The 25,385-nt window shown below is 60.9% G+C and carries 28 protein-coding genes; 16 read left to right on the top strand and 12 right to left on the bottom strand.

Annotated elements, in window-relative coordinates; translation table 11 throughout:
• Positions 1–9 precede the first annotated feature (9 nt).
• The 4 genes from OH720_RS21005 (at position 10) to gabP (ending at position 5,397) form a co-directional block, all read left to right on the top strand.
• Positions 10–915 carry a dihydrodipicolinate synthase family protein gene (locus OH720_RS21005; protein WP_272602760.1) on the top strand — a complete coding sequence of 302 codons (906 nt, stop codon included), beginning with the start codon at positions 10–12 and terminating at the stop codon, positions 913–915.
• Entirely contained in the window at positions 912–2,405 is a 1,494-nt protein-coding gene (locus OH720_RS21000) for an aldehyde dehydrogenase (RefSeq protein WP_272602759.1), read from the top strand. The genes OH720_RS21005 and OH720_RS21000 overlap by 4 nt, the downstream gene beginning before the upstream one ends.
• A 333-nt stretch (positions 2,406–2,738) precedes the next feature.
• The gene (locus OH720_RS20995) at positions 2,739–3,617 is read left to right on the top strand and encodes a DMT family transporter (RefSeq protein ID WP_272602758.1); all 879 of its coding nucleotides are present in this window, start codon (positions 2,739–2,741) and stop codon (positions 3,615–3,617) included.
• A gap of 370 nt (positions 3,618–3,987) precedes the next feature.
• On the top strand, positions 3,988–5,397 hold the full coding sequence (gene gabP / locus OH720_RS20990; RefSeq protein ID WP_008066441.1) for a GABA permease: 1,410 nt from the start codon (positions 3,988–3,990) through the stop codon (positions 5,395–5,397).
• 66 nt (positions 5,398–5,463) lie between these two features.
• Here gabP and OH720_RS20985 read toward each other — a convergent pair whose 3' ends face one another.
• The 7 genes from OH720_RS20985 to OH720_RS20955 form a co-directional block, all read right to left on the bottom strand.
• Entirely contained in the window at positions 5,464–5,892 is a 429-nt protein-coding gene (locus tag OH720_RS20985; RefSeq protein ID WP_272602757.1) for a nuclear transport factor 2 family protein, read from the bottom strand.
• Positions 5,893–5,946: 54 nt separating this feature from the next.
• The gene (locus tag OH720_RS20980) at positions 5,947–6,147 is read right to left on the bottom strand and encodes a helix-turn-helix transcriptional regulator (RefSeq protein WP_272602756.1); all 201 of its coding nucleotides are present in this window, start codon (positions 6,145–6,147) and stop codon (positions 5,947–5,949) included.
• On the bottom strand, positions 6,144–6,518 hold the full coding sequence (locus tag OH720_RS20975; RefSeq protein WP_180203327.1) for a hypothetical protein: 375 nt from the start codon (positions 6,516–6,518) through the stop codon (positions 6,144–6,146). The genes OH720_RS20980 and OH720_RS20975 overlap by 4 nt, the downstream gene beginning before the upstream one ends.
• Before the next feature lie 499 nt (positions 6,519–7,017).
• Positions 7,018–7,371, bottom strand: a complete 354-nt coding sequence (locus OH720_RS20970; protein ID WP_272602755.1) for a hypothetical protein — start codon at positions 7,369–7,371, stop codon at positions 7,018–7,020.
• 112 nt (positions 7,372–7,483) lie between these two features.
• A complete protein-coding gene (locus OH720_RS20965; RefSeq protein WP_272602754.1) occupies positions 7,484–8,053 on the bottom strand; it encodes a chorismate mutase in 570 nt (189 codons plus the stop codon).
• 69 nt (positions 8,054–8,122) lie between these two features.
• Positions 8,123–8,422: a DUF7693 family protein gene (locus tag OH720_RS20960; protein WP_272602753.1), complete on the bottom strand. Its 300-nt coding sequence runs from the start codon at positions 8,420–8,422 to the stop codon at positions 8,123–8,125.
• Positions 8,423–8,559: 137 nt separating this feature from the next.
• On the bottom strand, positions 8,560–8,961 hold the full coding sequence (locus tag OH720_RS20955) for a hypothetical protein (protein WP_083349355.1): 402 nt from the start codon (positions 8,959–8,961) through the stop codon (positions 8,560–8,562).
• A gap of 236 nt (positions 8,962–9,197) precedes the next feature.
• Between OH720_RS20955 and OH720_RS20950 the strand changes: the two genes are divergently transcribed.
• From OH720_RS20950 to OH720_RS20940, 3 genes are all read left to right on the top strand, one after another.
• Positions 9,198–10,871: a tetratricopeptide repeat protein gene (locus tag OH720_RS20950; protein WP_272602752.1), complete on the top strand. Its 1,674-nt coding sequence runs from the start codon at positions 9,198–9,200 to the stop codon at positions 10,869–10,871.
• A gap of 157 nt (positions 10,872–11,028) precedes the next feature.
• Positions 11,029–11,964, top strand: coding sequence for a Ppx/GppA family phosphatase (locus OH720_RS20945; protein ID WP_272602751.1), 936 nt, complete (start codon positions 11,029–11,031; stop codon positions 11,962–11,964).
• Positions 11,965–12,298: 334 nt separating this feature from the next.
• On the top strand, positions 12,299–12,742 hold the full coding sequence (locus OH720_RS20940; protein ID WP_272602750.1) for a hypothetical protein: 444 nt from the start codon (positions 12,299–12,301) through the stop codon (positions 12,740–12,742).
• Between the two features lie 67 nt (positions 12,743–12,809).
• Here OH720_RS20940 and OH720_RS20935 read toward each other — a convergent pair whose 3' ends face one another.
• Positions 12,810–13,232, bottom strand: a complete 423-nt coding sequence (locus OH720_RS20935; protein ID WP_272602749.1) for an MAPEG family protein — start codon at positions 13,230–13,232, stop codon at positions 12,810–12,812.
• Between the two features lie 15 nt (positions 13,233–13,247).
• Positions 13,248–14,201 (bottom strand): diiron oxygenase, encoded by a 954-nt coding sequence (locus tag OH720_RS20930; RefSeq protein WP_272602748.1) that lies wholly within the window; start codon positions 14,199–14,201, stop codon positions 13,248–13,250.
• A 183-nt stretch (positions 14,202–14,384) separates the two neighbouring features.
• On the opposite strand from OH720_RS20930, the gene OH720_RS20925 reads away from it, so the two are divergent.
• Both OH720_RS20925 and OH720_RS20920 read left to right on the top strand, forming a co-directional pair.
• Complete coding sequence (locus OH720_RS20925) at positions 14,385–15,341, top strand: AraC family transcriptional regulator (RefSeq protein WP_272602747.1); 957 nt, start codon at positions 14,385–14,387, stop codon at positions 15,339–15,341.
• A gap of 70 nt (positions 15,342–15,411) precedes the next feature.
• A complete protein-coding gene (locus OH720_RS20920; protein ID WP_272602746.1) occupies positions 15,412–16,275 on the top strand; it encodes a sensor domain-containing diguanylate cyclase in 864 nt (287 codons plus the stop codon).
• 1 nt (position 16,276) lies between these two features.
• Here OH720_RS20920 and OH720_RS20915 read toward each other — a convergent pair whose 3' ends face one another.
• Positions 16,277–17,194 (bottom strand): LysR family transcriptional regulator, encoded by a 918-nt coding sequence (locus tag OH720_RS20915; RefSeq protein WP_272602745.1) that lies wholly within the window; start codon positions 17,192–17,194, stop codon positions 16,277–16,279.
• Between the two features lie 125 nt (positions 17,195–17,319).
• Between OH720_RS20915 and OH720_RS20910 the strand changes: the two genes are divergently transcribed.
• From OH720_RS20910 to OH720_RS20885, 6 genes are all read left to right on the top strand, one after another.
• On the top strand, positions 17,320–18,078 hold the full coding sequence (locus OH720_RS20910) for a 5-oxoprolinase subunit PxpA (RefSeq protein ID WP_272602744.1): 759 nt from the start codon (positions 17,320–17,322) through the stop codon (positions 18,076–18,078).
• A 102-nt stretch (positions 18,079–18,180) separates the two neighbouring features.
• Positions 18,181–18,426 carry an acetyl-CoA carboxylase gene (locus tag OH720_RS20905; protein WP_008059700.1) on the top strand — a complete coding sequence of 82 codons (246 nt, stop codon included), beginning with the start codon at positions 18,181–18,183 and terminating at the stop codon, positions 18,424–18,426.
• 10 nt (positions 18,427–18,436) lie between these two features.
• Positions 18,437–19,810 (top strand): acetyl-CoA carboxylase biotin carboxylase subunit, encoded by a 1,374-nt coding sequence (locus OH720_RS20900; RefSeq protein WP_272602743.1) that lies wholly within the window; start codon positions 18,437–18,439, stop codon positions 19,808–19,810.
• Positions 19,807–20,679 carry a 5-oxoprolinase subunit B family protein gene (locus OH720_RS20895; RefSeq protein ID WP_272602742.1) on the top strand — a complete coding sequence of 291 codons (873 nt, stop codon included), beginning with the start codon at positions 19,807–19,809 and terminating at the stop codon, positions 20,677–20,679. Before OH720_RS20900 ends, OH720_RS20895 begins: the two co-directional genes overlap by 4 nt.
• Positions 20,676–21,650 carry a biotin-dependent carboxyltransferase family protein gene (locus tag OH720_RS20890; RefSeq protein ID WP_272602741.1) on the top strand — a complete coding sequence of 325 codons (975 nt, stop codon included), beginning with the start codon at positions 20,676–20,678 and terminating at the stop codon, positions 21,648–21,650. The genes OH720_RS20895 and OH720_RS20890 overlap by 4 nt, the downstream gene beginning before the upstream one ends.
• A 111-nt stretch (positions 21,651–21,761) precedes the next feature.
• Positions 21,762–23,084 carry a purine-cytosine permease family protein gene (locus tag OH720_RS20885; RefSeq protein WP_272602740.1) on the top strand — a complete coding sequence of 441 codons (1,323 nt, stop codon included), beginning with the start codon at positions 21,762–21,764 and terminating at the stop codon, positions 23,082–23,084.
• A 62-nt stretch (positions 23,085–23,146) separates the two neighbouring features.
• On the opposite strand, the gene OH720_RS20880 is transcribed toward OH720_RS20885, so the two are convergent.
• Positions 23,147–23,572 (bottom strand): hypothetical protein, encoded by a 426-nt coding sequence (locus OH720_RS20880; RefSeq protein ID WP_272602739.1) that lies wholly within the window; start codon positions 23,570–23,572, stop codon positions 23,147–23,149.
• 158 nt (positions 23,573–23,730) lie between these two features.
• On the opposite strand from OH720_RS20880, the gene OH720_RS20875 reads away from it, so the two are divergent.
• A complete protein-coding gene (locus tag OH720_RS20875) occupies positions 23,731–24,369 on the top strand; it encodes a TetR/AcrR family transcriptional regulator (RefSeq protein ID WP_272602738.1) in 639 nt (212 codons plus the stop codon).
• Between the two features lie 97 nt (positions 24,370–24,466).
• On the opposite strand, the gene OH720_RS20870 is transcribed toward OH720_RS20875, so the two are convergent.
• The gene (locus OH720_RS20870; RefSeq protein WP_272606497.1) at positions 24,467–25,309 is read right to left on the bottom strand and encodes a DUF2950 domain-containing protein; all 843 of its coding nucleotides are present in this window, start codon (positions 25,307–25,309) and stop codon (positions 24,467–24,469) included.
• Between the last annotated feature and the right edge of the window lie 76 nt (positions 25,310–25,385).

Here is a 25,385-nt window from a genome sequence, read left to right as displayed (position 1 = left end):
GAAGTAATCATGAAATTCGAAGGCATCTACACCCCGGCAATCACGCCCCTGACCGCCAGCGGTGACATCGACAAAGCGGCATTCGCCGAAGTGCTCGAGTACCTGATCGAGTCCAAGGTGCACGGCATCATCATCGGTGGTTCCACCGGTGAGTACTACGCCCATACCTCACAGGAACGCATCGAACTGGCGACCCAGGCCAAGGACGTGATCGGCACACGCTTGCCCTTGGTGATCGGCACCGGCGCCATCCGCACCGAAGACTCGGTCGAATATGCCAAGGCCGCCCGCGCCATCAAGGCCGATGCCATCCTGGTGGGTTCGCCGCCGTACGCGCTGCCGACCGAGAAGGAAAACGCCATCCACGCGTTGACCGTCGACCGTGCCGCCGACCTGCCGATCATGCTCTACAACTACCCGGCGCGCATGGGCGTGAGCATGGGCCCGGAGTATTTCGCCGCGGTGGCCGAGAGCAAGAACATCGTCGCCATCAAGGAAAGCTCGGGCGACATGGCCCAGGTGCATCGCCTGGCGCGGGACTACCCGAACATCAGCCTGTCCTGCGGCTGGGATGACCAGGCCCTGGAGTTCTTCGCCTGGGGCGCGCGCAGCTGGGTGTGCGCCGGCTCGAACTTCATCCCGCGCGAACACGTGGCCTTGTATGAAGCCTGCGTGGTGGAAAAGGACTTCGATAAAGGCCGCAAGATCATGAGCGCCTTCATGCCCCTGATGGACTTCCTGGAAAGCGGCAAGTTTGTCCAGTCGATCAAGGTGGGTTGCGAGCTGAACGGCCTGCGCACCGGCAGTGTGCGTTCGCCGCTGCAGCCGATGTACGAGCACGAGAAACAGGCCTTGCAGGAGATCATCACCACGCTGAAACGTGAGGTCGCCCAGGTGACCGGGAGCGCAAAATGACTGGCCTTCTCAGCGCGGCTGAATACGCCGCCATTGCCCGGGAATTGAAGTTCCCGACCCGCTCCTTCGTCAATGGCGAAGCCTACACCTCGTTGTCGGGCAACACCTTCACCACGACCAATCCGGCGACCGATGAAGTGCTGGCCGAGATCACCGCCTGCAATGCCCAGGACGTTGACTTCGCCGTGGCCAAGGCCAAGGCGGCCTTCGAAGACGGTCGCTGGCACAAGCTGAGCCCCGGCGAGCGCAAGAAAGTGCTGCTGCGCTTTGCCGAGCTGGTGGAGCAGAACGCCCACGAGCTGGCGGTGCTGGAAAGCCTGGACAGCGGCAAGCCGGTGCGCGAATGCCAACTCACGGATGTGCCGGAAACCATTCACACCCTGCGCTGGCATGCCGAGCTGATCGACAAGATCTACGACAACACGGCACCGGTCGGTAACGGCGCCTTGACCTTGGTGGTGCGTGAAGCCATCGGTGTGGTCGGCCTGGTGCTGCCGTGGAACTTCCCGCTGCTGATGCTGGCCTGGAAGATCGGCCCGTCCCTGGCCGCCGGCTGCTCGATCATCGTCAAGCCGGCCAAGGAAACCACCCTGACCGCGCTGCGGGTCGCCGAACTGGCGTTCGAAGCCGGTGTACCGGCCGGTGTGTTCAACGTGCTGTCCGGCGGTGGCGGTGAAGTCGGGGAGCCGCTGGGCCGGCACATGGACGTGTCGATGGTCAGCTTCACCGGTTCCACGGCGACCGGGCGGCGCTTCCTCAACTATGCGGCGGATTCCAACCTCAAGCGCATCGTGCTGGAGTGCGGCGGCAAGAACCCGGCCGTGGTCATGAAGGACGTGGCAGACCTCGACTCGGTCGCCAGCCACGTGGTCAACGGCGCGTTCTGGAACATGGGCGAAAACTGCTCCGCCTCCTCGCGCCTGATCGTGCATGCCGACATCAAGGACGAACTGCTCAAGCGCATCGGCGTGCAGATGCTGGAATGGAAAATGGGCAGCCCCCTGGACCCGGAAAACCGCCTGGGCGCCATGGTCAGCCGGGCGCATTACGAAAAAGTCCGCTCTTACCTCGAGCAGGCTGGCCTCGAGAAACTGCGGGTGGTGTTCGGCGGCAACACCCAGGGCAATATCTTCGTCGAACCTACCGTGGTCGATGGCGTGGGCACCGACAGCAAGCTGTTCCAGGAGGAGATCTTCGGCCCGGTACTCGCCGTCACGACCTTCACCACCCTCGACGAAGCCATCGCCCTGGCCAATGACTCGGTGTATGGCCTGGCGGCCTCGGTCTACACCGACAACCTGCGCCACGCCATCAAGCTGTCGCGTGAAATCCGCGCCGGCATCGTGACGGTCAACTGCTTCGGTGAAGGCGATGCCTCGACACCGTTTGGCGGCTACAAGGAGTCCGGGTTTGGCGGGCGCGACAAGTCCATCTGGGCGCACGATCAGTACACCGAGATCAAGACGATCTGGATTGACGCGTCTGAGTAATCATCCAACCGGATGACCGCGATACGCACACTCATCCCGAATACCACGAATGTCGGGATGAGTGCTGCACTTAGAGTATATGCAGCGTAAGCCGCATAAAAATGGCAAGAATAAAAAACCAACTCTGTCTGTTGCAATCATAAATACAACAGCTTGACGGGATCAGGTGCATGCTATTACTCCGTGCGAAAAGAGCTTTGATGCGAATTCTGAAAATACGGCTAATCCCTGACGGCGAGAGGAGAGCAGCACTTTGAAACAAGGCTGTAAAATAACAAGCTCCCAACCAAGAGAATAGCTGCGGATATAACCTATATTCTCGACACCAAATAAATGACGACTCATCGTACTGCCTTAACATCTGCCCATGTCACCGCAATATTGTTCGGCTTAACCGGAATTTTTGGCGCCTTGATCCATGCCAATGCCAGTGTCATAACATTTGGCAGGGCTGCGTTTGCAATGATCGCTCTGTTTGTGTTTGCCCTGGTGCAACGACGGCCAATATTTCGCGAGTTAAGTGCATTCAAACTCGGTTTTTTCATCCTTTCCGGCCTGCTTCTGGCTGCGCATTGGATTACATTTTTCATAGCGATAAAAATTGGCGGCGTTGCAGTAGCGACATTAGGCTTTGCCAGTTTTCCAGCATTCATTGCAGTGTTGGATGTTGTAATCTTTCGTGATCGAATCCATCTATCAGAGTCGATTCTGTTGATTCTTATTAGCCTGGGCCTGATCCTTGTCACGCCTTCATTCGGCTTGGGGAACCAGGGAACCGTTGGACTTCTCTGGGGCCTGGGGTCTGGGTTGTCCTTTGCTTTACTGGCAATCGCTAACCGCAGAGCCGCCAAAGGCGTGGACGCCGTACAAGTGGCATTTTGGCAAAATGCCACAGTGGCGTTGGTGATGGTTCCTTTTTCTGCATTCAGTCTTGTCGAGCTTGGTGCATTCGACTGGCTCAATCTTGCGTTGTTAGGGATATTTTGCACTGGGCTTTCACAATATCTTTTCGTGAAAAGCCTTGAGGGTTTGAATGCTCGAAGTGCAGGAATGATCATTTCGCTGGAACCCATCTATGCGATTGCCTGTGCATGGTGGTTGTTTAATGAGGCGCCGTCTTATCGCATGCTCGCGGGTGCGACCATTATTGTCCTGGCGATTGTTTTTTCTCCCCAGGGGCACTCAGGGCAAAACAAGACAGTCACTCAGTAATCTCCCGTTCAACCTGTTCGCTGCCGAAATCGCCTTGTTGGGTTTATTTTTAAACGCTTGGCGGATGGCTGGTCGTGTCGCAAACGGATAAGCGAGCGACGTACCGGGTCATCTCGGCGGCACAGGTCAGGCCGTAGCATCCTGTTTGCCATAAGGAGTTAGATGGTTCATGTACTTGAAATAACAGGAGCTGCAATATGCAAGACAATAAAATCTCACACCCCTCAAACGCTCGGTTTTCTATCTCTTCCTGACGCTCTGCCGCATTAGAAATACGTGGTCATTAATGTTCGGATTTGTTCTTCGCAACTTGTTTGCGAATCGCTGAACTGTGGCCGCTCGCCTTCAAAAAAATAACAAGGGCTCACTAATGTCAAATAACAGCACACTCTCGACGGATGACAATCTGGCTGCGGGATTCAAGCAGCGGCATGTCACGATGCTTTCAATTGCCGGCATCATCGGCGCCGGTCTTTTCATCGGTTCTGGCCACGCCATTGCAGCGGCCGGACCATCAGCTATCGTGGCCTACGCCCTGGCGGGATTGCTGGTGGTACTGGTCATGCGCATGCTTGGCGAGATGGCGGTTGCAAGTCCTGATACCGGCTCCTTTTCCACCTACGCCGATCGCGCCATCGGGCCTTGGGCCGGCTTTACCATTGGTTGGTTGTACTGGTGGTTCTGGGTATTGGTGATTCCGCTCGAGGCCATTGCCGCCGGCGTAGTGCTGAACAGCTGGTTCCCTCAGGTCGAGACATGGATGTTCGCGGTGGGCGTCACGGCTCTGCTGACCCTCACCAACCTGTTCAGCGTCGCCAAATACGGTGAATTTGAATTCTGGTTCGCCATGGTCAAAGTGGTGGCAATCGTCTCGTTCATTGCCTTGGGGGCCTGTGCCATTGCAGGCGTTCTGCCGGGTCGGGAAGTCAGCGGCGTCAGTCGCCTGGTGACTGAGTTCGGTGGCTTCATGCCTAACGGTTGGGAAGCGATCATCGGCGCGCTGCTGACCACCATGTTCAGTTTTGTCGGCACGGAAGCTGTCACTATCGCAGCGGCAGAATCGAAGGATCCGGCTAAAAATATCGCCAGGGCGACCAAGTCGGTGATCTGGCGAATCTGTATTTTTTACCTGCTTTCCATTTTCGTGATCATTTCCGTGGTGTCGTGGAATGACCCGCTGCTGCCGGTACAAGGGTCGTATCAGCGAGCGCTGGAAATCATGAACGTACCCTATGCGAAAACCATCGTCGATATCGTGGTGCTGTTTGCCGTTGCCAGCTGCTTGAACTCCGCGATCTACATTTCCTCGCGAATGGTCTACTCGCTGAGCAAACGCAACGAAGCCCCTGGTTTTCTGCAGCGCACCTCATCCGCTGGCGTACCTCGGGGGGCTGTGATCGCCAGTACGGTGATCGGTATCGCCACAACAGCCTTGAACTTCTTTGCCCCGGCGCAGGTGTTCGCGTTTTTGCTCGCCAGTTCCGGTGCCATTGCCTTGCTGGTGTATCTGGTGATTGCGTTCTCGCAATTGCGCATGCGAGCGAAGCTGGACAAGACCAATGCCAGGATTGAATTCAAGATGTGGTTGTTCCCTTGGCTGACCTGGCTGGTCATCGCTTTTATCGTCTTCGCCCTGGGCACCATGGTCATGATGCCTGCGCACCGTAGCGAGGTGCTTTCTACCGGAGCCTTGACTGTCGTGATCGTGGCATTGGGACTGTTGAATACCCGTCGTCACTCCCACAAGACGGCCTATTCGCCCGCACCAGCAAAGCTGTAATTGATTAACGATTGATCCCGCGGATTGAGCAGCGACTGCATGCCAGCAGTCGCTGCTCTATTTTTATCAGGCTTTGCTGGCGGCCAGGTAGGCGCCCAGGCGCCGGCCCATTTCCTCCCCCAGGGCTTGCAAGCCACTCAATGGCCGGACCATGACCTCGAAGTCGACGATTTTTCCCTGTTCGTTGAAGCGGATCATGTCGATGCCCTTGAGCTGTTTCTCGCCAACCTTGGCGCTGAATTCGAGGATCACATTCAAGCCATCGGCGCTCGCCAGTTCGCGGTGATAGGTGAAGTCTTCGAACACCTTGCACACGGTATTGAGAATCATCGAAACCACCGGCGCACCCGGATACGGCGTGTGCGCCATCGGCGAACGAAACACCGCTTGCGGGTCCAGCAGCGCAGGCAACTCCTTCAAATCACCGGTGCGGATCATTGCGTGCCACAGGCTCAAGGACTCTGCGGCCTTGGGGTGCAGTTGCAGTTCAGACATGGTCAACTCCTGTTTTTTGTTGTTGTTCAAACTTTGCCTTACGGGCGCCATGGATCAGCCGGTGAACTCATCGTCGAAAATGCTTTCGATGGGCAATGCAAAGGTCCGGGCGATCTGGAACGCCAGTGGCAGGCTTGGATCATAGCGGCCATTTTCGATGGCGTTGATGGTCTGTCGCGAGACATTGAGCATCGCCGCCAGATCCACCTGCGACCACTTGCGTTCGGCGCGCAGTGCCTTGAGTCGGTTTTTCATTGGTAGCGACGTCGGGCGAGGGCGAGCCCGATGATCCACATCAAGCCCATCACCGGCCATACGCAGGTCCAGGAGATGTGGGGGAAGCCGACATTCTCCAGAAAACCGTAGCTGAAGGTCAGCAACGCGGAAGCGGCAAAGGCAAACCCGAGTGCCTCGAATTGAATGCGCAGGTGCATTTCATCCAGCGTACGCATCATCCGCACGATCGCCCAGCACATCAGCGCCGCCGGAATCACCGGCAACAAGGTGATGACGATACGCAAACCGGTACCCAGGTCTTGCGGATTCTTGAGCAGGGTCAGCGACAGGATCAAGAACAGCATGTACAGCGCCAGCGCGGCGCCCATTTCCATGTAGTAGCGTTTCATTGCATCGTCCTGATGTAAAAGTACCTTTACATATTCGCCGGGGTTTCGGTGAATGTAAAGGGTGTTTTACATCGGGGGGCTTCCGGATGCTCGCCCATGGTTGTTGATTACGACCTTGCGGCGATCCGGCTTGCCCCTCAACCCTGAGCCTATCCGTCAACCTGTGACGACCTCCATCGGAGCCTCTAGCAACGTTGATCCATGCCGCGTCGAAGCTTGTGGGAGATTGTTGTCTGAGTACATATCCATTGCTGCGGTAACGGCGGCTTATGGTTTCGCCCTTACGGCGACTCACTTTTTCAAACGCCAAAAAGTAAGCAAAAGGCTTTGCCCCACCACTCGGTGCCTCGCTTCGGCTCGGCATGCCCTCACTCCGGCATTGCTCCGTGGGTCGCCGCGATGGGCCATCCATGGCCCAGCGCAGCTAAACCGGCGTCCTGCCGGTTTCCCCACTGCGCAATACCTGCGTTCGGCCAGCGTGGTTAACGGGGCACCCAGATCAAAAACAAAAGCGAGGCGGCCTGACAGCCGACCTGACTTTTACTGCTGCACCTGATTCCCTGTGGGAGCCAGCCTGCTGGCGATGGTCGCCAACGATAACGCGCCCTGTCTGGATGAACGCGTCGCCTGGAAGTCCATCGCCAGCAGGCTGGCTCCCACAGGGGAATGCGGACAGACCTGCAATCAGGTCGGCTTTAAGGCCGCCTTGCTTTGGCTTTTGATCTTGCTCTGGCTTTTGATTTTCTTGCCCCATCGCGGCGGGCCCTGTAGGAGCGAGCATGCTCGCGAAAAACGCCAGAACAACACGGGCATTCAGATAGCCCTCGTCATCGTTGACGACCATCGCGAGCATGCTCGCTCCTACAGGCCGGGCGGCGTTCCGTTTTTCCAAGTGACTCGCCGTAAGGGCGAAACCATAGGTGGCCGTTACCGCAGGAATGGATATGTACTCCGAAAGAAAAGGATCATAGATCCGTGATGCACAATTCCCCCGTAGCGCGGATCAGCGCCTGGCCATGCAAAACATCCTTGATCAGCCCCGAGCGTTGTTCCGCCAGCCATTGCGGGCATTCCGGATCGACGCGATAGGGCACGAATGCGGCGTATTGCTGCAACAGGCGAACTTGCAGTTCGTCCTGCTTGGCCCGCAGTTGATTGAGGTCCGGCCGTGGCAAGTCGGGTGCCTTGTGCGCCGCCTGCCATTGCGCGATCAGACCGTACTGCACCAGTTTGTTGGCTTCGATCTGTGCGGCGATCAACTCGGCGGCTTCGTCCGGGTTCACGTTGCTACCGGTTGCCTGCTTCCTCGCGTTATTGATGAGCAGGGTTTCCCGGGCGGTATCCTGGATCGGTTTGCCACTGTCCCACTTGGTCAGCGCCACCAGATCGGAAATGTTCAGGCGCTCGTTGATGGTGTCCAGCAGTGGCTGCAGCGTTTCGGGTGCCGGGGAGGGCGCGGCAGCATTGGCGACGCTGGCGAGTAAGCCGAACAGCGAGCAGGCCAGGACTTGCGGCAAGCGTGGGCAGTGGAACATAAGCAACCTCTCGGGCACGGGATGCGCATCAAGTCTTATGTATCACAGCTGAGTCAGATGAACGATAGTTCAAGGAGCACTTTGGCAATCGCCCGCCAGCAACCGCTCGATCTGCGCCAGCTCCCAGGTGCTGAGCAAACTCACCGGGTCAGTACCGAAACGCGGCCCACCATCGAACGCGCGGCCATCCGGGCTCTGGCAATGCAGGCAGTGGCGCAGGTGAGTGTGGTCGACATCGAGGCTCAAGCGCCAACCCTCGATGTCGACCAGTACCGGACCCGCTTGCCAATCAAGGAGCTTGAGCGGGCGCAGGCCCAGGGCGGCGTCGCGCAGTTGCTGGTAAATCTCTCGGGCGGTGAGGGGCGGCACAGGTGTCTCCGGCGGGATGGCGGCATGGCTGGAATCGGGCCCACAGGATAGACGATCACGATCCAGGGGAAGAACCCTGCGACAAAAAGCCCGGCTGATCAGGCCGGGCTTTTTGTGGATACGGTGAAGCGGTGGGTTCAGGCGACGGTGTTGCCTTGCAGACGATCCGAGCCATCGGCGGCGACAGTGTTGCCTTGCAGGCGGTCGGAGCCATCGGCGGCAACGGTGTTGCCCTGCAGACGATCAGAACCATCGGCAGCGACAGTGTTGCCTTGCAGGCGATCCGAGCCATCGGCGGCGACGGTGTTGCCTTGCAGACGGTCAGAACCATCGGCGGCGACAGTGTTGCCTTGCAAGCGATCCGAACCATCAGCAGCCACACGATTCTCGATCAACCGATCCGAACCACCCTCGGCCACGCGGCTTTCAATCAGACGATCCGAGCCACCTTCAGCGACAACAGGCTGAACAGAAGTAGCGGCAAAAGCGTTAACTGCGAAAACCGAGAAAGCGATGCTGAGGAGGGTTTGGCGTTTCATGATCGTGTGCTCCGGGGTGTTGTTGGTTGGTATGGAGCTGATGTTACGCCGCGGATTTTTTAAGAGAACTTCATTGACGTGATGGTGAACATCGATGCGATTGATAGGGGCGCTGGCTTACCCCTCGTGGGCATGATGACAGGGCGCAGCCTGTCGTCGGCTGTGGCGCCCGGCCAGGTGCGTAGGGGTATGCTGGTTTTTTGCAGGGTCCACACTCTGATCGAGAGGATAAACCGATGCACGACTATTACGATCTGGGCACCTATAGCCGCCCCGTGACAACCGGTTCACCCCAGGCCCAACTCTGGTTCGACCGTGGCCTGATGTGGTGCTACGGCTACAACCACGACGAAGCCATCCGCTGTTTCCAGAAGGCCCTGGAACACGACCGTAACTGCGCGATGGCTTACTGGGGCATCGCCTACGCCTCGGGGCCCAACTACAACAAGCGCTGGGACGCCTTCATCGAGCAAGAGCTTAAGGAGGCCGTGGCCCAGGCGCGACTGGCAACGCAAATCGCGCTGGTACACCTCGAAGGCGCGACGCCGGTGGAGCAGGCCCTGATCCACGCGCTGCAGCAACGCTACCAGGCCGAGCAGGCGAACAGCGTTGACGAGCTCTTCACCTGGAACGATGCCTATGCAGCGTCCATGCGCGATGTCTACCACAGCTTTACCGACGATCCCGACGTGGTGGCGCTGTTCGCCGAAGCGCTGATCGACCGCACGCCCTGGCAGTTGTGGGACCTGAAAACCGGCCAGCCGGCAGCCGGCGCCGATACCCTTGAGACGGTGGCCGTGCTTGAGCGCGCCCTGCAACGCATGGAGCAACACGGCGAGGCACCGCACCCCGGCGTGCTGCACATGTATGTCCACACTCTGGAAATGTCGCCATATCCGGAACGGGCCCTGCGCGCGGGCGATATCCTGCGCGACCTGGTGCCGGATGCCGGGCACCTTCGCCACATGCCATCGCACATCGACGTGCTCTGCGGCGATTACCGCGGGGCAATGATCACCAATCACCGGGCAATCCAGGCTGACAGCCGCTATCTGGCGGAGGAAGGGCCGATCAACTTCTACACCCTGTACCGCAGCCACAATTACCATTTCAAACTCTACTCGGCGATGTTCCTTGGCCAGTACCAGCCAGCCCTGGAAGCCGCGGTACAACTGGCCGATACCATCAAGGAAGACCTTTTGCGGGTGGAAAAACCGCCCATGGCCGACTGGCTGGAAAGCTTCGTGTCGATGAAGCTCCATGTGCAGATCCGCTTCGGCAAATGGCAAGACATCCTCGCCACACCGCTGCCCGAGGACCAGGCGCTGTACTGCGTGACCACGGCCATGCTGCACTACGCCAAAGGCGTGGCCTTTGCAGCCTGCGGGCAAGTCGCCAGCGCCGAAAGCGAGCATCACCTGTTCCTCGAGGCCTGGGCCCGGGTACCGGACACGCGCTACCTCTTCAACAACCAATGCAACGATATCCTGGCGGTGGCCGCAGGCATGCTGCGCGGCGAAATCGAGTACCGCAAAGGTAACGTCGACGAAGCGTTTGCCCACCTGCGCGAGGCACAATCGCTGGACGATCACCTGCCGTACGACGAGCCCTGGGGCTGGATGCAACCGGTGCGCCACGCCCTGGGCGCGTTGTTGCTGGAACAGGGCAGGGTGGAAGAAGCCCTGCACGCCTACCGTGCCGACCTGGGCCTGGACAACACCCTCAGTCGCGCCTCATGGCACCTGGACAATGTGTGGAGCCTGCACGGCTACGTGGAGTGCTTGAAGCGCCTGGGTCGCGATGCCGAAGCGGCCGTTGCGCAGGTTCGCCTCAACCTGGCCATGGCCCGGGCGGATGTGGAGATTTCGGCATCGTGTTTTTGCCGGGTCGGCAAGGGTTGTTGCCAGTGAGTCCTCTGCGACGATATGACGAAACCATGACCCACAAAAGGCAGCACAATTAATCCCAGTGTCATCCGGCTGTCACTGAACCCATGGCAACATCCGCGCAACCGCCATGGGCGATCAGACTCGTCCACGGGCCGATGAATTTGCCGGGAACCCCACCATGAAAGGCGACGCCTCGCTATTTGCGGCCATTGACCTGGGCTCCAACGCGTTTCGCATGATGATTGGCCAGCAAGTCAGGCGCAGCCAGCAGATCCAGATCCAGGAAGTGAAAACCTTGCGTGAACCCGTCCGTCTTGCGGAGGGATTGCAGGGCGGCGCGCTCGACGAACTGGCGCTGGACCGTGGCTGGCAGGCCCTGGCGCGCTTCGGCAAAAAACTGCGCGGTTTCGAAGCCGGTCGCGTGCGGGCGGTGGCCACCAGTGCCGTGCGCGAAGCCGAGAATGCGCAACTGTTCCTAGCCAGCGCCGAGCGGCACCTGGGGTTTCGGATCGATGTCATCTCCGGGCAAGAAGAGGCCCGGCTGGTGTACGCCGGTGTGGCCCATACGATTCCTGATCCCGAGCGCATGCGGCTGGTGGTAGACATTGGCGGTGGCTCCACCGAATTGATCCTGGGCAAGGGCGCACAGCCCCTCGTCACCGAAAGTATTGCCATCGGCAGCGGCACGCTGGGGGCGCGGTATTTTGCCGGGGGTGTGATTACCGCCAAGGCGCTGCTCGAAGCCGAGCGGGTCGCCACCCTGCAGTTCGAAAAGGTCGCACGGCGTTATCGAGCGCTGGGTTGGCAGCAGGCGATTGGCTCTTCCGGCACCGCACGCATGCTGGCTAAAGTGCTCAAGGCCAACGGGCTGAACGACGACGGCCAAAGCGGTATCACCTACAGTGGCCTGCTGCGCCTGTCATTGCGCCTGCTGGAAGTCGGGCATGTCAGGCAGCTCAAGCTGGCGGGCTTGCAAGCCCATCGACTGAGCATCCTGCCGGGTGGCCTGGTGGCAATGCTGGCGGCGTTCAAGGTCTTCGGCGTGTTGCACATGACGCCCTCCGAACCGGGATTGAGGCTGGGCGTGCTGCATGGGTTGATGTCGCGGCACTGACAGGGCGGCAGGTGCGTTGCTCAGGCGAACCAGGCGTCGCGGTGTATCTGCTGCACCGCGTTATCGTTCTTCGCTTGTAGGAGCCAGGCTTGCCGGCGAACCAGGCGCCGCGGTTTATCTGTTGCACCGCGTTACCGTTCTTCGCGGGCAAGCCTCGCTCCTACAGGCGAACCAGGCGCCGCGGTCTGTCAGTTGCACCGCGTTAGGCAAGTCGGGTCGCCGCATCGCTCGCTCCTACAGATGACCACCCATCAGCCAGATCCCGCGCCTGAAGCGGGCCACTAGACTTCACAGGGGGGATGAAGTCTACGCAACTCAACTCAGGAGACCTGTGATGAACAGTGCATCTTGGCTGGCGTTGGTAGTGGCGGCAGGGGCGATTTCAGGCTGCGCGAGCAGAACCGAAATCGTCGATGTCCCCCTCGATGCTACCCCGCAAAACGCAGAGCATATCGCTCGAGCCACCCTCAGCCCGGTGGGCAATCAAACCAGCATCTGGCTCACCGTCGGTGGAGTCCCCCACGACATGGCGGTGTCCAGCCGTCTCGACACGGCCATCTACGCAGGCTCGTGCCAGCAGTTGGGTGCACAACCGACGTACAGGACCCGTCAGGCCAACAGCGTCGACTACCCGTCGCTGGCCCCGCGCACCCAACATTGGGCCCAGGCGCCGGTGGCGCTGAGCGAACTGACCAAGGGCAGCTATGCCTTGCTGGTTCGCAGCAGCCCGGCAGACGGTAGCCGCGCACTTTTCTGCGGCAACATCAGCGCTGGCTAGGGGCGCATCAGGCAAGCGGTTCGGCACTGTGGCCTGCGCAACGTGCGCAGGCCATGGCCGAGAGGCTTCATGCGCCGTACCAGGCGGCCATCACCATGAGCGTGAGGAAACAGGCCAGCTGAACGAAAAAGAAGCTGAATCGAACGGCCACGAAGCTGTTGGTCTGCACATGGCAGACATGCACCAGCGACTGACAAACCCGGGCAACCAGGATGAGTATGGACAAATAGTTTACGGCAGGGCCGTCGAGACCAAGGGCTGAAATCACGACCACGATCGCGCCGAAGACAGGCAGATTCTCCACACAGTTCGCGTGCGCCCTGGTTGCGCGCCGATACCAATCCTCGCCTTCGAGCCGATCGCTTCGGAAAGAGGCGATCGGCACATTCGAGAACAGTATCCTGGCCCAGCGATAGACCCCGACGGTTGCCATCAACAGCAGCAACGTCCAGGTCGCGAATCCAAGCAACATCCACATCGGTATCGTCATGGCGGCCAGCCTCGGTCAATGGCTCATGATGGGTGCCAGTGCGGTCTGGATCCTCGACATCTGGGCAGGCGTTGTCATGCGCGTCAGCAGCCGGCCAAAGTGTGGATGCTGCACGCCCGAGACAATGTATTGCCAGCGGTAGGCGCCCAGCACACAGGCTTTGATGCGTGCGGTCTGGTCGACACTCAATGATCGTGAAGCATGGCGCATGAAGTACTCGGCATCGGCCGCCGATTGTGCCTGCAGGATGGCGTCGACGGCCGCCACCAGCGCTATCAGATCATCCACTGCCCGGTCGCACTCGGCGGGCGAAAGTTTTGCGTGCTCGGCCTTCCACTCCAGTTCATCGAGCACGACGTGCCGGCTCTCATCCATCCAGTGAAACTTGAAGACGTCCTTGAACAGCGGGCACAACTCCTCGCGCGGGGCGATGCTTTGGGCGTAGTGGCTTTGAACGAACAGCTCGATATGGCAGGTCAGCGCGAGCACCGACCAGGTGCTGGACGCCAGTACCGCGCGCGCCACATCGTTCGGATCGGCCACTTGCCGATAGCCCGCCGGCAGTTGCGCGCCAATCATCGCCTCCATGCGCCGGAATAGCTCCTGGTGCTTGATTTCGTCGTTGGAAAAACGCACCAGCGCTTCGAGTGCGAGCTGATCGTCAAAGACATGGGCGCGACCCTGATCGAGCATTTTGGCACTGATGAAGCGCTCGACCAGGCCGAAGAGGTACGCATAGGTTCGGCCCTGGATCTGGCTGAGCTGGCGCGCCTCGTGCGTGGTGAGAAAGCTCAGGCGGTCGACCAGTGACAGTGAGTCAGGCAGGAATTTGCGCGAGAAGTCGAAATGCCGGTCCTGCAGCAGATCGCGATCGATCTGCCATTCGGCCTTCTTCGATGATCTGACCAGTTGAGCGTATCGGGCGGCGTTGCGCGAATCAGGGGCGGGGAGGGTCGTGAAGTTGTTCATGTCGATCTCCAGCTTTCCAGGTTGAGGGCGGTTGCCGTCGGAGCCAATGACCCTGATGAAGCCTCTGGGGAGAGTCCTGATCGCTGAGTCCGCGTTGGTGCTAATCTAGGCCTCGCCGTCCGGGTGAAGAATGACCACTGCGCCTGATTACTTGCTCCAGGCTCCGTAGAGGAGGGGTGGCAATTGCTGGATGCGCTTTCTGATGTCTTGCGTGTGATCCGGCTGTCTGGAGGGGTGTTCCTCGAGGCGGAGTTCACTGCGCCCTGGTGCATGAGCGGGAGAATTTCTGCCGACGATTGCAAACCGTTCCTGGCGGCGCCTCGACATATCATTGCCTCGCATTTTGTCGCGGCGGGGCACATGCAATTGCGCATCGGCGATGGCGCCCCCCTCGACGTGCGCGCAGGCGAACTGATTCTGCTGGCCCGCAACGACGTTCATACGTTTGGCAGTGACCTGGGCATTGCGCCCCTGTCGGCGCGCGACGTCATTGCGCCGCCGCAAGCCGGTGGCATTTCACGCATCAAGTGCGGCGGGGGTGGGGAGGCCACACAGTTGCTGTGTGGCTTCCTTGGCTCTGAAACCCCCTTCAATCCGCTGCTGTCGTCGCTGCCGTCGGTATTGAAGCTGGACATGCGCGCGACGGCGTCGGGGGCCTGGATTGAAAGCTCGTTCCGTTTCGCCGTGAGCGAGACTGCGGCCGGTCGCGTCGGCTCGACGGCGGTCATCGCCAAACTCTCGGAATTGCTCTTCGTCGAAGCCGTCAGCCAGTACGTCGCGAGCCTCCCGGCCGAACGGCGCGGATGGTTGGCCGGTTTGCGCGATCCGCAGATCGGGCGCGCACTGGCGCTGCTCCATGCACGTCCGACCGAGGGCTGGACTGCGGAAACCCTGGCGCTTGAGGTGGGCATGTCGCGCTCGGTATTCGCCCAGCGCTTCACGGCATTGGTCGGACAGCCACCGATGCAATACCTGACGCTGTGGCGGATGCACGTGGCGGCTCAGCAGTTGCGTGAAGGTCGCGCGAATGTGGCGCAAATTGGTTTTTCAGTCGGCTACGAATCCGAAGCGGCGTTCAGTCGCGCCTTCAAGCGCCAGTTTGGTGCATCTCCAGGCACCTGGCGCAGACAATCGGCATGAGAAGGTCCTAGCCCCCTCCCTTCGCGATCAGGCATGATCAGCGTCACATGAACCGGGACTTTCCTGACCTATGCCCGTCGACTTGCAAGCGCTCTACCCCAAATTGATCCATCTGATGCTGGACACGGTCTTCGTGGTCGACAGGGATAACCAGATCGTATTTGTCAGTGATGCCTGTCAGGCGCTGCTTGGTTACCGTGCCGAAGAGCTGACCGGCACCCCGATCACCGACTACATGCATCCTGACGACCTGGCGAAAACACGCGCCTCGATTGTCCGGGTCATGAGTGGCCAGCCGCACTTCGATTTCCGCAACCGCTATATCCGCAAGGATGGCGGTGTCGTGCACATCCTGTGGGCCGCCTTCTGGTCCGAGGAGGTGGGGGCGCGGATCGGTGTGGCGCGCAACGTCACGGCCCTTTGGCAGGCGGAGGAGGAACTGCGCTTCCTCGCCCATCATGATCCGCTGACGGGGCTGGCCAACCGCGCGCTGTTCAATGATCGCCTGGATACGGCCCTGCGCACGGCCAACCGTCACGACAGCAGCCTGGCCTTGCTGTTTCTGGATCTCAATGACTTCAAGGGCATCAACGATGTCCATGGCCATGCCGTTGGCGATCAGGTGCTCTGCATGATCGCCCAACGGCTGCAACGCTGCGTTCGCGAGACGGACACGGTGGCCCGGATGGGCGGCGATGAATTCACTGTGCTGTTGACGGATATCCAGTCCCAGGGCGACGTGTGCGAGAAAGTCGCGCAGATTCTCGCCGTCATGGCCGAGCCACCGGATGCGGGCTCTGGCGCACTCACAATGCCGTCCTGCAGCATCGGTATCGCCTGTTATCCAGCGGACGGGGAGGATGCCGATGCGCTGCTCAGCCATGCGGACGACGACATGTACCGGATAAAACGGCAACGTACCGCAGCCGGGTGAACTAGCGCCGTGCCGACAGTTGTTGCGGCGCCAGGAAGGCATCGTGGAAATAATTACGAAACGCGTGCATGGCCGGGCTGAAATCGCGCTCGCGATGCCAGGCCAGGCCGACGCTCATGGGGGTGACCTTGTCGGTGACAGTCAGGGTTTCGATGCGTTTGCCTTCCAGCGACCAGGGGCGGTGCACCAGGTCCGAGAGGATCGCCACGCCGCTGCCATTGGCGACCATGCTGCGCACAGCTTCGACCGAACTGGTGCGCACCCGCACGTTGGGCTGCTGGTGCGCGTGTTCCCAGTAACGCATGGCGCTCTGTTCGGCTTCGTCGACGGTCAACAGGATGTAGGGCTCCTGCGCAACGTCAGCCAGGCTGACGGCGGAGCGTTCGAGCAGGGGATGGTGGCTGGGCAGCCACAGCCGGCGTTCGGAGTTGAAGAGGGTTTCCGAGACGATGTCGGGGTGCGTGAGGTTCGCGGTCAGCACCACCGCCATGTCGAATTTCCCTTCCAGCAGGCCTTGTTCGATGGCCGTGCGTTCTTGCTCGTGGACCTCGATGGCCACGTCCGGGTGCCAGTGTTCCAGCCGTTGCAGATGGTGCGGCAGAAAGTAGCCGATCACCGTGTAGCTCGCTGCCAGACGTAACAGGCCACTGGCCCGGACGTCCGGCAGCGGGCTGTTCAACGCATCGTCGACGCTGCGCAAAATCACGTAGGCACGATTGAGAAAATGCCGCCCGGCATCGGTCAGGCTCATGCCCTGGGCCGAGCGCTGGAACAACAGCGTGCCGAGCATGGCTTCCAGTTCCTTGATCGCAGTGGTCACCGCTGACTGGGAGATGTTCAGGTGAATGGCCGCCTGGGAGATTTGCCCGATCTCCGCGGTGGCGACGAAATAGCGGACCTGGCGCAGGGTCAGTGACATGAAAGCTCCGGCTGACGGAATATCTGTTTTTCAGAAGATGACCCCTCTGATAATAGATCTTCCCAAGGGGTTGGCGGGAATTTAACGTGGCCTGCATGAAGTCACAAGCGTCAGGAGCAAGCGTCATGCAGGCAGTAGATTTCAACTCGGACATGGGCGAAGGCTTTGGCCCGTGGACCATCGGCGATGGCGTCGACAACGAACTGATGGGTTTCATCAGCACCGCCAACATCGCCACCGGTTTCCATGCCGGCGACCCAAGCACCATGCGCCGCACCGTCGAGCGGGCGAAGCAGCTGGGCGTGGCCATCGGCGCGCATCCGGGGTTTCGCGACCTGGTCGGCTTCGGTCGCCGGCACATCAATGCCCCGGCCCAGGAACTGGTCGACGACATGCTTTACCAGCTGGGCGCCCTGCGTGAACTCGCCCGGGTTCAAGGCGTGGCGCTGCAACACATCAAACCCCACGGCGCCCTGTACATGCACCTGGCCCGGGACGAAGAAGCCGCGCGTTTGCTGGTGGAAAACCTTCAGCGCCTGGAGCCCGAATTGCTGCTGTATTGCATGCCCAACTCAGTGATCTGGCGTGTCGCCAAGGAACTCGGCCAACCGGTGATCCGCGAGTTCTACGCCGACCGCGAGTACGACCTCAGCGGCTCCATCGTCTTTACCCGCAACGTACGTGCCTACGACCCGACCCAAGTGGCGGCGCGGGTGCTGCGTGCCTGCCAGGAAGGCGTGGTGCGCACCGTCGAAGGCGAAGACCTGGCCATCGAATTCGATTCCATCTGTTTGCACAGCGATACACCGGGCGCCCTGGCGTTGGTCCAGGCCACACGCCAAGCGCTGGATCACGCCGGGATCAAGGTTCGCGCGCCGCGCTAAGCCCGCAAATCACAACGAAACACCAGGCACAGAGACGCCAGGGTTCAAACACCGATCAATTTTTATGCCTGCCTTTCTACAACTATTCCAAGAGGAACAGACATGGCCGAACAAACCGTTATTACCCCATTGCCGGGCACCTTCTACCGTAAAGCCACACCGGACTCGCCGAACTACGTCGAGCCGGGCGCAGAGGTCAGCGCCGACACCGTGATCGGCCTGATCGAAGTCATGAAGCAGTTTTCCGAACTGACCGCCGGGACAGCCGGTCGCCTCAGCGCCTTCCTGGTCGAAGACGGTGATCCGGTGGAGCCGGGTCAGGTCATCGCCACACTCGACGACGCGTGAGGGCGACACCATGACTCAAGGCATTCGTAAATTACTCATCGCCAACCGTGGCGAAATCGCCGTGCGGATTATCCGCGCCGCCAAAGAACTGGGGATTCCCACCGTTGCCGCCTGCAGCGAAGCGGACGTCGACTCCCAGGCCGCGCGCATGGCCGAGGAGGTGCACATTCTCGGCCCGGCCCGCGCTGACAAAAGTTATCTGAACGTCGAGGCATTGCTCGGTGCCTTGAAAGCCACCGGCGCCAATGCGGTACACCCCGGTTACGGCTTTCTCTCGGAGAACGCCGATTTTGCTGAAGCTGTTGTCGCCGCCGGAGCAATTTTCGTCGGGCCCAGCGCCGAGACGATCCGGCGCATGGGCGACAAGGCCGAAGCCCGGCGCACTGCGCAAGCGGCTGGCGTGCCGGTGGTGCCGGGTTCGCCCGGTGAGCTGTTCGACGTCGAGTCGGCGCTCAAGGCGGCCGAATCCGTCGGCTTCCCATTGCTGATCAAGGCCTCGGCCGGTGGTGGTGGACGTGGCATTCGCCTGGCGGAAAACGCCGAGCAACTGAGCGAAGAATTTCCCCGTTCCCAGCGCGAAGCCCAGGCCGCATTCGGCAACGGTGCGGTGTACCTGGAGCGGTTTATCGGCAAGGCCCGGCACATCGAAGTGCAGGTGTTGGGCGATGGTCAGCACGCGGTGCACCTGTTCGAGCGTGAGTGCTCGCTGCAACGTCGGCGTCAGAAAATCTTCGAAGAAGCGCCATCGCCGGTCCTCAACCCGCAACAGCGCGAGACGCTTTGCTCTAGCGCCGTGCGCCTGACCGAGGCCCTTGGGTACAAGGGTGCCGGCACCCTGGAGTATCTGTACGACGACGCCACCGGTGAGTTTTTCTTTATCGAGATGAACACGCGGATTCAGGTGGAGCACCCGGTCAGCGAACTCATCACCGGTATCGATCTGGTCCAGGCCATGCTGCGCATTGCCGGTGGCGAGCCGCTGGGCTTGCAGCAAAGCGATATCCAGCTCAACGGCGCCGCGCTGCAAATGCGCTTGAACGCCGAAGACCCGGCACGGGATTTCTTCCCAAGCCCAGGTTTGGTCGAATCGCTGGTCTGGCCGCAGGGGGAGGGTGTGCGGGTCGACAGTCATCTCTATCAAGGCTACCGCGTGCCGCCTTACTATGACTCGTTGCTGGCCAAGCTGATCGTGCATGGCCGCGACCGCAACGAAGCGCTGGCCCGTGCCCGAGTGGCGGTCGAACAGACCACGCTCACGGGCATGGCCAGCACCCTGTCGCTGCACGGTGAGCTGCTGGAACAACCGTGGCTGCACAGCGCCGACTTCCACACCGGCACCCTGGAAACCTGGCTGGCCGCGCGCCGCAGCGGAGGTGAAGCATGAGCAGTCCAATCCGCTACAGCTTTGGCGCCGACGAGCATTTGTTCGCCGAAGTCAGCGACAGCATGTCCCTTGAAGCCTTCTTCAAGGGCATGGCCGTGACCCGCGCCGTGGAGCGCCTGGCGCTGGATGGCGTGCTCGATGTGTGCCTGGCCAATGCCTCGTTCCAGATCCGTTTCGACCCGGACCGCATCGCGCCTCATACCTTGCTCGAAGCGGTAAAAGGCGCAGAAGCCGAGGCCGTGGCCGAGCGCACCTTGCAGACCCGGATCATTGAGATTCCGGTGCTCTATAACGATCCCTGGACCCACGAAACCCTGATGCGCTTTCGCGACCGTCACCAGGACCCGAGCGCGACGGACCTGGAGTACGCCGCGCGGATCAACGGCCTGGCGGACGTCGAGGCGTTCATCGCCGCCCACAGTGGCGCGCCATGGTTTGTCTCGATGGTTGGCTTCGTCGCGGGCCTGCCGTTCATGTTCCAGATGGTCGAACGCGAGCGTCAGTTGCAGGTGCCCAAATACCTGCGGCCGCGCACCGATACGCCGAAATTGACCCTGGGTCATGGCGGTTGCTTCGGCTGTATTTACTCGGTGCGTGGAGCCGGTGGCTATCAAATGTTCGGCGTCACGCCGGCCCCGATCTACGACCCGCAGCAGAACCTGGCCTATCTCAAAGAGCACATGGTGTTCTTCCGCCCCGGTGACATCGTGCAGTTCAAGCCGATGGACCGTGAGGAATACGACTTTGCTGTGGCCGAAGTCGAAGCCGGGCGCTTCGATCTGCGGATCCGCTCGGTGGAGTTTTCACTGGACGCGTTCCTGGCCGATCCCGTCGGCTATCCCAAGTCGCTGCAGGAGGTGCTGGCATGATCAAGGTACTCAAACCCGGTCTCGCCACCTCGGTTCAGGACCTCGGCCGCGAAGGTTACTACCACTTGGGCATCCCGCCATCGGGTGCGCTCGACCAATACGCGTTGAGCGCAGCCAACCAGTTGGTCGGCAATCCGGCAGGGGCGGCGGCGCTTGAATGCACGTTGCTCGGCCCGGAACTGGAATTTGCCCAAGACGCGTTGGTGGCCGTGTGCGGGGCGCACATGACGCCAAAGGTCGACGGCGTAGACATGCACCTCGACACCGCCTTCACGGTCAAGGCCGGGCAAGTGCTGCGCTTTGACTTTCCGAAGGCCGGTGCGCGTGCCTATCTGGCGGTCGCCGGCGGGATCGATGTGCCAGTGGTGCTCGGCAGCCGTTCGACCTATGCGCTGGGTGCGCTCGGCGGTTTCCAAGGGCGTCGGCTGATCGCCGGCGATGAACTGCCCGTGGGTATCGCCAGTGGCAAAGGCCGCGCTGGCGCCAGTTTACCGATGGCCCTGCGCCAATCCCTGGGGGGCGAAATCACCCTGCGCGTGGTGCCAGGGCTGTACTACGACCGCTTGACCCCAGCGGCGGCGGACAGCTTTTTTGCTGAGGCCTGGACCGTCGGTTCGGAAGCGGATCGCATCGGTTATCGCTTCAAGGGCGGCAGCCCGCTGACTTTCCAGCCGCGTGAGCAACCCTTCGGCGCCGGTTCCGATCCGTCGAACATCGTCGACAGTTGCTACCCGATCGGCTCGATCCAGGTCCCCGCCGGGCTCGAACCCATCGTGCTGCACCGCGATGCGGTGTCCGGTGGCGGCTACGCGATGATCGGCACGGTGATCAGCGCCGACCTCGACCTGATCGGCCAGATGCAACCTAACCAGAAAGCCCGTTTCGTGGCGGTGACCCTCGAAGAAGCGCTGGAAGCGCGACGCTCCTATAAGAAAAAACTCAGCTGCCTGAGCAAGCTGTTCCCTTCCTGACGCTGCCCGTCGCACTGCGCGGGTAAAGCCAAACGGCAAGCCAACGCCGCACTACGGTGCGGTGGCGGCTGCCCGCGCTTCAACCTTTGACTGGTTCTGGAGTTCACGCATATGGCTGCTTTATCGCAATCGAGTCAAACCGGGCAGGACCCGGCCAATCACCCCGTTCCACCGCAAGCGCGCATGGGCCGACTGTCCCTGACCATGGCCTGGTGGGCGGTGTGCAGTGCGATGTTCTACATCGTGGTGGGCGCTTCCCTGGCGCTGTCCTACGGCGCGCGCAATGCGCTGATCGGCATGCTGTTGTCGGTGATCAGCTACGGGCTGGTCAACAGTGTGCTCAGCCGCTTCGCGATCCGCAGCGGCTTGTCGGTGGCGTTGTTCTCGCGGCTGTTGTTCGGCAGCACCGGGGCCTGCCTGGCCACCTTGATCTTCTTTTCCACGGCCATCTATTACGCGGTGTTCGAAGGTTCCGTGATCGCCGTGGCGCTCAATCACCTGTACCCGGAACTGGTCTATCCACTGGCCGCGTTGCTGGTGGTGATGTACAGCGTGCCGATGATCCTGGGCAGCGTGCAGCACTGGCTGGACAAGCTCAATGGCGTGCTGCTGCCGGTCTACCTGGGTGGCTTGCTGGTGGCGGTAGGGCTGTCGATCAGCCACTATGGCTACCAGCCGCAATGGCTGGATTTCGGCCCGGCAACCCCCAGTGCGTCTGGCTGGTGGGATTGCTTCGTCGCCTACATGGGCGTTTGGGTACTGATGCTGTTCACCTTCGATTACGCACGTTTCGGCAAGCCTGAGGACGCTGAGTATCACGGTCGCTGGAACTTCGGCATGCCGTTCTACGCGGTGACCTTTCTGCTCAACGGCGCAGCGGGCATCTATCTGGTCAGCAGCATTCCCCATGAAGGCGCGTTGAACGAAGTGTCGGTGGTCATGGCGATCCTGCAGTTGATGGGCCTGTGGGGCTTGTTGTTTGTCTGGGCCACGCAAACCCGCATCAATACCGCCAATTACTACCTGGCGACGCTCAACATGCAGGCGTTCTTCGCCCGTTTCGGTGTGCGCGGTTCGTACTGGGCATGGGCCCTGGCGGTTGGGGTGATCGTGTACGGCCTGATGCTCGCCGATGTGTTTGCCTATTTGCTCAAGGCGTTGGCCTACCAGGGCATTTTCGTGGTGGCCTGGGTCGGCGTGGCGTTGGCGCAGATTCTTTACGGGCGCAGTGACGTGGCGGCGCTGGAACGGGTGGCGGCCTTCAACCCGGCGGGCCTGGCGGCCTGGTTTGGCGCCACGGCAGCGGGCCTCGCCCTGATGTACAGCGGTGGCGGCCTGGGCAGCTTTTCGGCGCCCTCGACCGTGGTCCTGGCGTTTGCCCTGCAGGCCGGTTTGTCACGTCGAAGCCGGTTGCGCCTGCAGGTGGCGCAGTAGGAAGCAGTCGTACATCTCGCTGCGGGTGCCTTGTCCATTCGGCACCCGCAGCAGCTACCGGGTCATGACAGGCGTGATTCGCCTGTCGTACGGCTCAAGTACCCGGCAGCAACGCCGATGCGCGAGAACACCAGCCAGGCAAACAGCAGCACGCTCATGCCAATCAGGATCGATGCGACGCCAATCAGTGGCTCGATCGACGCAAAGCCCTTCAGGCGCAGGGTCAGCGCGCCGAGCATCACCGGAACCCCCAGGTTGTACGTCCAGAACTGCACGGCAGCCGCGCGACCTTCGGTCATGCCCGGGTGCACTGTGCCGATGACGCCGAACAGCGCCATCGACACCCATCCCAACAGATTGATGTGGGCATGTACGGCGAAGAGCGAGTGGTCGCCGGACGCGCCCATCGTCACCCCCAGTATCACACCAATGGCAAAGTAGAGGGCAGCGAGCCGAAACCAGGTCCGCGAACGGGGAGTGTGATTCATGGCATTTACCTCAAGCGCCCTGAGGCGCGCTCAGTTGCTGGAAAATCCCTGAAATCGTGATGCCCGCAAGTGCCGCGCACAGGGGCGGTGGCAGATCCCGTGCCGTGTGTCTAATATGAGACTCGTGTCTCATTACAAGACAAGGTATCATTTATTCCATGTCGAACTCCAAGTCAAGCCCGTCGATCGGCGAGGGCCGAATCAACCAGAAGCTGCGCACCCGCCAGGCGCTGATCGAGGCCGCCGTCGCCTTGCGCGACGAGGGCCAGCAGCCCACGGTGGCGCAGGCGGCCGAGCGCGCCAGGGTGTCACGCGCCACGGCCTATCGCTACTTTCCCACGGTCGAGGCGCTACTCAGCGAGACGGCAGCCGATCGCGACATGCCGCCGCTGGAACGCATCTGGCGCCCGGGTGACGATCCGGTAAAGGGCATGGGCCTGGCGGCGAACGCGTTGAACAAACTGCTGATCGACGACGAGATCGGTCTGCACGTGATGGAGCGTTCGTTCATGACCGTGTGGCTCGAAAACGAGTCTCACGAGCCCTTGCGACCGGGCCGACGCCTGAGCTACATCGAGCCGATTGTCGATTCGATGAAGGACGTGCTGTCACCCAGGGCGCGTAAACGCCTGAAGCAGGCGCTGTCGATCGTCATGGGTACCGAGGCGTTGATTGCCGTGCGCGATATCGGTGGCGCGAGTATCGAAGAGTCACTCGCCACTACCGCCTGGGCGGCGCGGGCGCTGGTTCGCCAGGCGCTGGATGAGGAGGAGAAAAAACGTCGAAAGCGTGGCTAACGAGCGTTGTGGATTTCCCAGGTCGCAACCGCCGTGCGCCGCTGATCGTTCCCACGCAGAGCGTGGGAACGATCAACGCAACGGGAGGGAACGCCCGTCAGTCCGCCTTCTCGTCATCGGCCGGCACTTCTGCCCAGCTGTCATCCGGATCAAAGCGCTTCATCGCCTGCGCCAGCTTTTCACTCCCGGGTCCCAGGTCTTTCTCGAAGACCTGTCCTTCATGGCTGATCATGAAGCTCATCACCCCGGTTTCACCGTATTTCGCCGGCCAGGCGATCAGTGCAAAGCCGCGGCTCATCTTGTCCCCGATGAGGTAGCTGTAGGCCCCGCCCGGTGCGGAAGGCCCCTGGCCCAACAGGATGCGGAAGCGGTAACCATGCCAGGGCTCGCCGGCAATGGTTTTGCCGAACTCGGGCCCCAACGGGCTGATCTGCCCGCTATCGTCGTCCGCCCAATAGAGTCCGTCGTGCTTGCCGGGGGTACTGAAGATTTTCTGCGCGTATTCGAGGGCGCCGTCACCGTCACGATCCACCGAGGCATAGTCCATCTGGGCATCGTGATAGGCCAGCGCCGATTGCACCGCGGCCAGCTCGTTGCGGCCAATTTGCCGTGTACGGAGTTCGGCACTGCCGGCCTTGATGTCGAAGCGCCAACCCTTTGCGCCTTTGACGATGGGAATCGGCAGTGTCCAGTGCTCCTTGCCCACCGACAGGATCGCCTTGTTGTCGCCGGTTTTTTCAATCTGATGCTGCTCGTGGTATTGCTTCAAGAACGCCTCCACGTCTTCGCGTTCCGCGCCGTCGCGAGGGATGAAACTGCGCCAGTCTTCACCCAGCAACTCGGCCAGGCGTTTCTGATCGGCGTTTTTCGTACCCAATGCTTCGACGAACGCTTGGGCGGCCTTTTCCGGCGTTGCAAATTCCTGCTGCGCCGTGGCCATGCACGACCAGGCCAGGGCGACCGTGATCGCCAAGGCATGCACAAACACGCTCTTGCGTGCCTTTACTCGAGGATGG

The sequence above is a fragment of the Pseudomonas sp. WJP1 genome (assembly GCF_028471945.1).
Taxonomy (GTDB): Bacteria; Pseudomonadota; Gammaproteobacteria; order Pseudomonadales; family Pseudomonadaceae; genus Aquipseudomonas.
This window is presented reverse-complemented; position numbering and strand designations above follow the sequence as displayed.